The organism is Pseudomonas aylmerensis (assembly GCF_001702265.1).
Classification (GTDB): Bacteria; Pseudomonadota; Gammaproteobacteria; order Pseudomonadales; family Pseudomonadaceae; genus Aquipseudomonas; species Aquipseudomonas aylmerensis.
In genome coordinates, this window is the sequence record NZ_MAUE01000002.1 from 360,405 (window position 1) to 367,478 (window position 7,074).

The following is a 7,074-nucleotide window of genomic DNA, read 5'->3' on the forward strand; positions in this document are numbered from 1 at the left end:
CTTACATACGCTCCAGGGTTTCCAGGCCTAACAGTTCCAGGCCTTGCTTGAGGGTCCGTCCAGCCAGTGCGGCGAGGCGCAGGCGACTTTGCTTCTGGGCTTCGTCGTCGGCGGTGAGGATCGGGCAATTCTCGTAGAAGCTGGAGAACAGACCGGCGACTTCGTACAGGTAGGTGCAGAGGATATGCGGCGTGCCTTTCTCGCCGACGCTGTTCAGCACTTCGCCGAATTGCGCCAGTTTCGCGGCCAATTCCTGCTCATGCGGGGCCTGGAGCACGATCTGGCCTTCGACTGCGCTGAAATCCTTGCCGAGCTTGCGGAACACCCCGGCTACGCGGGTGTAGGCGTACAGCAGGTACGGCGCGGTGTTGCCTTCGAAGTTGAGCATCAGTTCGAAGTTGAAGCTGTAGTCGCTGGTGCGGTGCTTGGACAGGTCGGCGTATTTCACCGCGCCAATCCCCACCACGCGGGCGATGTTGCGCAGGTCGGCCTCGGCCAGCTCCGGGTTCTTTTCCTTCACCAGGTTGTAGGCACGCTCCTGGGCTTCGGTCAGCAGGTCGATCAGCTTCACGGTGCCGCCGTCGCGGGTCTTGAACGGGCGGCCATCGGCGCCGTTCATGGTGCCGAAACCCATGTGTTCCATGTGCATCGGGTGGGTGACAAACCCTGCGCGCCGCGCCACTTCGAACACCTGCTGGAAGTGCAGGGCCTGGCGCTGGTCGACGAAATACAGCGCCCGGTCGGCTTTCAGCACGCCGCTGCGGTAGCGCACGGCCGCCAGGTCAGTGGTGGCGTAGAGGTAGCCGCCATCGGCCTTGACGATGATTACCGGCAGCGGCTCGCCGTCGGCAGTCTTGAATTCTTCGAGGAACACGCACTGGGCGCCGTTGCTTTCGACCAGCAGGCCCTTGGCCTTGAGGTCGTTGACCACGTTGATCAGGTCGTCGTTGTAGGCGCTTTCGCCCATCACGTCGGCCGGGGTCAACTTGACGTTGAGCAGCTCGTAGATTTCCTGGCAGTGCGACAGCGAGATCTCCCGGAAGCGGCCCCACAGCTCCAGGCATTCCTTGTCACCGGCTTGCAGCTTGACCACCAGGCCACGGGCGCGGTCGGCGAATTCTTCGGATTCGTCGAAACGCTTCTTGGCGGCGCGGTAGAAGTTCTCCAGGTCTGCCAGCTCGTTGCTGGTGATCGGGTTTTCCTGCAGATACGCCATCAACATGCCGAACTGGGTGCCCCAGTCGCCCACGTGGTTCTGGCGGATCACGGTGTCGCCGAGGAACTCCAGCACGCGTGCCACGCCGTCGCCGATGATGGTCGAACGCAGGTGGCCGACGTGCATTTCCTTGGCCAGGTTGGGCGCCGACAGGTCAATCGCCACGCGCTCCAGCGGGCCGGCCTTGCGCACGCCGATTTTTTCGTCAGCCAGGGCTGCGTCCAGGCGGGACGCCAGGGCCTGGGTGTTCTGGAAGAAGTTGATAAAGCCCGGGCCGGCGATTTCGGCCTTGGTGACCTGCGGGTCGGCGGGCAGGGCGGCGATGATTTTTTCCGCCAGGTCGCGCGGTTTCATGCCCGCAGGCTTGGCGAGCATCATCGCGATGTTGCTGGCGAAGTCGCCGTGGGTCTTGTCGCGGGTGTTTTCCACCTGGATCGCCGGCGTCAGGCCTTCAGGCAACACACCTTCGTTGACGAGTTGGGTGAGGGCTTGTTGGATCAGCTGGCGAATGGTGTCTTTCATGGTGTTCTCTTTCGACCGCAAGCGGCGGCGCGCGATGCGCAGGTGGAAAAACTGGGCATTATCCGTGGCGAGGGCGGGCTTGCCAACCGTTCAGGTTCTTCGGCAGACCTGCGGGCCTCATCGCGGGCAAGCCCGCTGCCACATTTAAGGGTATTCACATTTCAAAACGTGGGAGCCGGCTTGCCTGGGATAGCGATTTTGAAATCAGTACAAATCTACCGGGTCTACGTCCAACGACCATCGCACTTGCCGGCCACTGGGCATTTGCTCCAGGGCAAGCAACCAGCTACTTAATAGCCGATGCAGCGGTGCACGGGAGGTTGCCTGCAAGAGTAGCTGAGCACGATAGCGTCCGGCGCGGCGCTCCATGGGCGCGGGCACCGGGCCGAGCAATTCGATGCCGGTCAGACCCAGTTCGACGAGCAAACGTTCGGCGGCGCTGCAGGCTTCATCCAGGAAACCTTCGGCCTGCCCGGGTTTATGCGCTTCGGCGCGCAGCAGCGCCAAATGGGCAAAGGGTGGCAGTCCGGCGGAGCGGCGCTCGCTCAGCGCCTGCTCGGCGAAGGCAAAGTAGCCTTGTTCTGTCAGTTGGATCAGCAGCGGATGGTCGGCCAAATGCGTCTGGATAATCACTTTGCCCGGCTCTTCGGCGCGTCCGGCGCGGCCCGCGACCTGCACGATCAACTGCGCCATGCGCTCGCTGGCGCGGAAGTCGCCGGAGAACAGGCCACCATCGGCATCCAGGATCGACACCAGGGTCACCCGTGGAAAATGATGCCCTTTGGCAAGCATCTGCGTGCCCACCAGAATGCATGGCTGGCCTTTCTGGATGGTGGCAAACAGCTGATTCATCGCATCTTTGCGCGAGGTGCTGTCGCGGTCGACCCGCAGCACCGGGTAGTCGGGGAACAGAATGCCCAGGCGTTCCTCGGCGCGCTCGGTGCCTGCGCCCACCGGCCGCAGGTCGACCTTGCCGCACTGCGGGCAGTGGCGCGGCACGCGTTCCACATGGCCGCAGTGATGGCAGCGCAATTCGCCGTAGCGCTGGTGCACGGTCATGCGCGCATCGCAGCGCTCGCACTCTGACATCCAGCCGCAGTCATGGCACAGCAGGGTCGGCGCAAAGCCGCGGCGATTGAGAAACACCAATACCTGCTGGCCGGCGGCGAGGGTCTGGCCGATGGCTTGCTGCATGGGGCCGGAGATGCCGCTGTCGAGTGGACGACTCTTGACGTCCAGGCGCAGGAAGCGTGGTTGTTTGGCGCCCCCCGCGCGTTCATTCAAACGTAGGAGTCCATACCGGCCGGTGTAGGCGTTATGCAGGCTTTCCAGGGACGGCGTGGCCGAGCCCAGCACAATCGGGATGTCTTCCTGGCGCGCGCGCACCAGCGCCAGGTCGCGGGCGTGATAACGCAGGCCTTCCTGCTGTTTATAGGAACCGTCGTGCTCCTCGTCGATGATGATCAGCCCGGGGTTCTTCATCGGCGTGAACAGCGCCGAACGCGTGCCGATAATAATGTCGGCCTCGCCATCGCGCGCCGCCAGCCACGACTCCAGGCGCTCCCGGTCGTTGACCGCCGAGTGCACCAGGGCAATGCGCGCATTGAAGCGCTGCTCGAAGCGCGCCAGGGTTTGCGGGCCCAGGTTGATCTCCGGGATCAACACCAGCGCCTGTTTGCCGGCCTGCAGGGTTTCACGGATCAGTTGCAGATAGACTTCGGTCTTGCCGCTGCCGGTGACACCCGCCAGCAGGAACGCGTGGAAACTGTCGAAGCCTGCGCGAATGGCTTCGTACGCGGCGCGTTGTTCGGTGTTCAGCGGTAGTTCGGGCTGGGCCAGCCAGTGTTCGTGGCGCGGGTCTGGGGCGTGCTTGCGGATTTCCACCTGCACCAGGCCCTTGGCCAACAGCAGGTCGAGGCTGTCCTTGCTCAGCATCAGCTTGCTCAGCAACTGATGCGCGACGCCGTGAGGATGTTGCGCCAGGGTGGCCAGGGCTTCACGCTGGCGCGGCGCGCGGGCGATGCGCGGGTCGTCGAGGCGCGCACCGGGCACCATCGACCAGAAGCGTTCCTGGCGCGCTTCGGCCAACTCGCCCTGGCGCAACAGCACCGGCAGTGCCCAGCTCAAGGTATCGCCGAGGCTGTGCTGGTAATACTGGGCGGTCCACAGGCACAGCTTGAACAGCTCCGGCGGCAGCGGTGGCGTGGCATCAAGGATCGCCAGCGCCGGCTTGAGCTTTTCGGCCGGCACTTCGCTGTGGTCGGCGACTTCCACCAGGATGCCGATCATCTCCCGCCGCCCGAATGGCACGCGCACACGCATGCCCGGCTGCAACTGCGCCCGCAGCACGCCGGCCGGGGCCCGGTAGTCGAACAGGCGGCGCAGGGGCGAGGGCAGGGCTAGGCGCAAAATGGCGTCGGGCACGCGAGGGGTCTCATCTATAAAGGCAGGCAGTGGCGCAGGGGCGGGAGCCTAGCAGACCTGCGGTAGAGGTGTCCCGTCTCTGGTACAGGAGGCAGCACTTCTGTGGGCGCCGGGCGGGTTGTGGTGGGCAGGCTTGCCCTGTGGTGTGCCGCAAGTTTTCTGATGAAAGGGGCTTTTATGTGTGTAAACGACCGGAGGCGCCGCTTGCGTGATTAAAAAGGTCTGGTAGAATCCGCGGCCTAATTACGTGCGGTATTCGACAATAGTGTCGAGTGGCGGCACGCTAGCCCGAGGAAGTCACCATGAAAGCCGATATCCATCCAGCGTACGAAACCATCGAAGTCACCTGCAGCTGCGGCAACAAGTTCGAAACTCGTTCGAACCTGTGCAAGCCACTGGGTACTGACGTATGCAACGAGTGCCACCCGTTCTACACCGGTAAGCAGAAAACTCTGGACACCGGCGGCCGTGTACAGCGCTTCGCAGATCGCTTTGGTGCTTTCGGCAAGAAGCCTGCTGCTACTCCAGCAGAGTAAGGCTCAAAAGCCTTATGGGCTTTTGCCAGCTGTTGAAAAAGGCGTCCCTTGTGGGCGCCTTTTTTGTGCCTGGGATTTGGCTCTCGGCTGCGCAGGCCGAGGCGTTCTGCCCGGCACCGACGTCCCTGGCCCGTGTGGAAGTGCAGCGCGTGGTGGATGGCGACACGGTACGCCTCAAGGATGGCCGCAGCGTGCGGCTGATCGGTATCAATGCGCCGGAGACCGGCAAGAAGGGCCGTGCGGACGAACCCTACGCCGTCGCCGCCCGTCAGCGCCTACAGGCGCTGGTCCAGGCCAGCAATGGCCGTGTCGGCCTGGTGGTGGGGCGCGAGCGTAAAGATCATTACGGGCGCACCCTGGCCCATCTCTATGGTGCCGACGGCAAGAACCTTGAAGCCCAACTGTTGGCCGAAGGGCTGGGCTTCCAAGTGGGGGTGGCGCCGAATGTTGACCTCGTCAGCTGTCAGCAGGCCGCTGAAAACACTGCCCGCAAGGCGCGGCTCGGTCTTTGGCGGCAATCGCCGGTGCAGGCCGTCACGCAACTCAAGCGTTCCGGGTTTGCCGTGGTCAGTGGCCGGGTCAGCAAGGTCGAGCGCAATCGGGGCGGCGTCTGGATTGAGCTGCAGGGTTCACTGGTATTACGCATCGCCCCGGCTCTGGTCAGCCAATTCGACAGTGCCCTGCTCAATGGTCTGCAAGGGCGCACTGTTGAGGCGCGTGGTTGGGTGCAGGATCGTTCGCGACGCGGCGGCCTGAAAAACGGCCAGGCGCGTTGGCTGCTGCCACTGACCGATCCCGGGATGCTTAAATCGACGTTTTAAGAAAAAATTGTAGACATTTTTTAAGTCGATTGTGAACAGTTGAGCCCTTGTATCCCGCGGCTCTTGGCCGAAAGTCTTAGTGCAGGGCCCTTGACACCTGTGACTGCCCAGTCTTGTAGGGACTTTGCGACACGCGTATCCTCGGCGGTCCGTCGACCAACAGTAAAAGCGGAATGCCGATATGTCTGATTTGAAAACTGCCGCTCTCGAATATCATGCCCATCCTCGTCCAGGAAAGCTGAGTGTAGAGCTCACCAAAGCCACTGCCACCGCCCGCGACCTGTCGCTGGCCTACAGCCCTGGCGTTGCCGAGCCCGTACGTGAAATCGCCCGCGACCCTGAACTGGCGTACAAGTACACCGGCAAAGGCAACCTGGTTGCAGTGATTTCCGATGGCACCGCGATCCTGGGCCTGGGTAACCTCGGCCCATTGGCTTCCAAGCCAGTCATGGAAGGTAAAGGCGTGCTGTTCAAGCGCTTCGCCGGCATCGACGTTTTCGACATCGAAGTCGACTCCGAAAGCCCGCAGGCCTTCATCGACACCGTCAAGCGCATTTCCATCACCTTCGGTGGCATCAACCTGGAAGACATCAAGGCACCTGAGTGCTTCGAGATCGAAAAGGCCCTGATCGAGCAGTGCGACATTCCGGTATTCCACGATGACCAGCACGGCACCGCGATCGTTACCGCGGCCGGCATGATCAACGCCCTGGAAATCGCTGGCAAAACCCTGGCTGACGCCAAGATCGTCTGCCTGGGCGCTGGCGCTGCGGCCATCTCCTGCATGAAGTTGCTGGTGAGCATGGGCGCCAAGCTGGAAAACATCTTCATGGTCGACAGCAAGGGCGTGGTCCAGTCCGAGCGTACCGACCTGAACCAGTACAAGGCGATGTTTGCCCACGCCACCGAGAAGCGCACCCTGGCTGACGCCCTCGACGGTGCCGACGTGTTCGTCGGCCTGTCCGGTCCGAACCTGCTGAGCGCCGAAGGCCTGAAGTCCATGGCGGCCAACCCGATCGTGTTCGCCTGCTCCAACCCTGATCCAGAAATCTCTCCGGAACTGGCGCACGCCACCCGCAGCGACGTGATCATGGCGACCGGCCGTTCGGACTACCCGAACCAGGTCAACAACGTACTGGGCTTCCCGTTCATCTTCCGTGGTGCCCTGGACGTTCGCGCCAAGCGCATCAACGAAGAAATGAAAGTCGCTGCCGCCAACGCCCTGCGCGAACTGGCCAAGCTGCCGGTCCCTCAGGAAGTGTGCGACGCCTACGGTGGCATCAAGCTGGAATTCGGCCGTGAGTACATCATTCCGAAACCAATGGATAAGCGCCTGATCACCCTGATCTCCGATGCCGTGGCCAAGGCCGCGATCGAGACCGGTGTGGCTACCCTGCCGTATCCGAAGCACTACCCGCTGCAAAGCGTGGATGATGTGTTCAACGGCTAAGCCGTTGTAGCGCAAAACAAAAAGCCCCGGCTCGCGAGAGTCGGGGCTTTTTGTTGGCTGGCAATTAGCTTGAGCCTTGCGGTGAGCTAAAGGTGGGAGCGGGCT

General features: G+C 62.6%; 5 protein-coding genes. 3 read left to right on the forward strand and 2 right to left on the reverse strand.

Annotation, left to right across the window (positions count from 1 at the left end):
* Position 1: 1 nt before the first annotated feature.
* Positions 2-1,738: an arginine--tRNA ligase gene (gene argS, locus BBG20_RS02410; protein ID WP_065899907.1), complete on the reverse strand. Its 1,737-nt coding sequence runs from the start codon at positions 1,736-1,738 to the stop codon at positions 2-4.
* A 204-nt stretch (positions 1,739-1,942) separates the two neighbouring features.
* Positions 1,943-4,162, reverse strand: a complete 2,220-nt coding sequence (locus BBG20_RS02415; RefSeq protein ID WP_065899909.1) for a primosomal protein N' — start codon at positions 4,160-4,162, stop codon at positions 1,943-1,945.
* 302 nt (positions 4,163-4,464) lie between these two features.
* Between BBG20_RS02415 and rpmE the strand changes: the two genes are divergently transcribed.
* The 3 genes from rpmE (at position 4,465) to BBG20_RS02430 (ending at position 6,969) form a co-directional block, all read left to right on the forward strand.
* Positions 4,465-4,698, forward strand: a complete 234-nt coding sequence (gene rpmE, locus BBG20_RS02420) for a 50S ribosomal protein L31 (RefSeq protein ID WP_005784030.1) — start codon at positions 4,465-4,467, stop codon at positions 4,696-4,698.
* Between the two features lie 14 nt (positions 4,699-4,712).
* Positions 4,713-5,519: a thermonuclease family protein gene (locus BBG20_RS02425; RefSeq protein WP_065899911.1), complete on the forward strand. Its 807-nt coding sequence runs from the start codon at positions 4,713-4,715 to the stop codon at positions 5,517-5,519.
* 181 nt (positions 5,520-5,700) lie between these two features.
* The gene (locus BBG20_RS02430; protein ID WP_065899913.1) at positions 5,701-6,969 is read left to right on the forward strand and encodes a malic enzyme-like NAD(P)-binding protein; all 1,269 of its coding nucleotides are present in this window, start codon (positions 5,701-5,703) and stop codon (positions 6,967-6,969) included.
* Positions 6,970-7,074: the final 105 nt, after the last annotated feature.

Bases quoted from the DNA above. Each gene is read 5' to 3' on its own strand.
- rpmE (WP_005784030.1), top strand. From the start codon at position 4,465: ATGAAAGCCGATATCCATCCAGCGTACGAAACCATCGAAGTCACCTGC.
- BBG20_RS02425 (WP_065899911.1), top strand. From the start codon at position 4,713: ATGGGCTTTTGCCAGCTGTTGAAAAAGGCGTCCCTTGTGGGCGCCTTT.
- BBG20_RS02430 (WP_065899913.1), top strand. From the start codon at position 5,701: ATGTCTGATTTGAAAACTGCCGCTCTCGAATATCATGCCCATCCTCGT.
- argS (WP_065899907.1), bottom strand. From the start codon at position 1,738: ATGAAAGACACCATTCGCCAGCTGATCCAACAAGCCCTCACCCAACTC.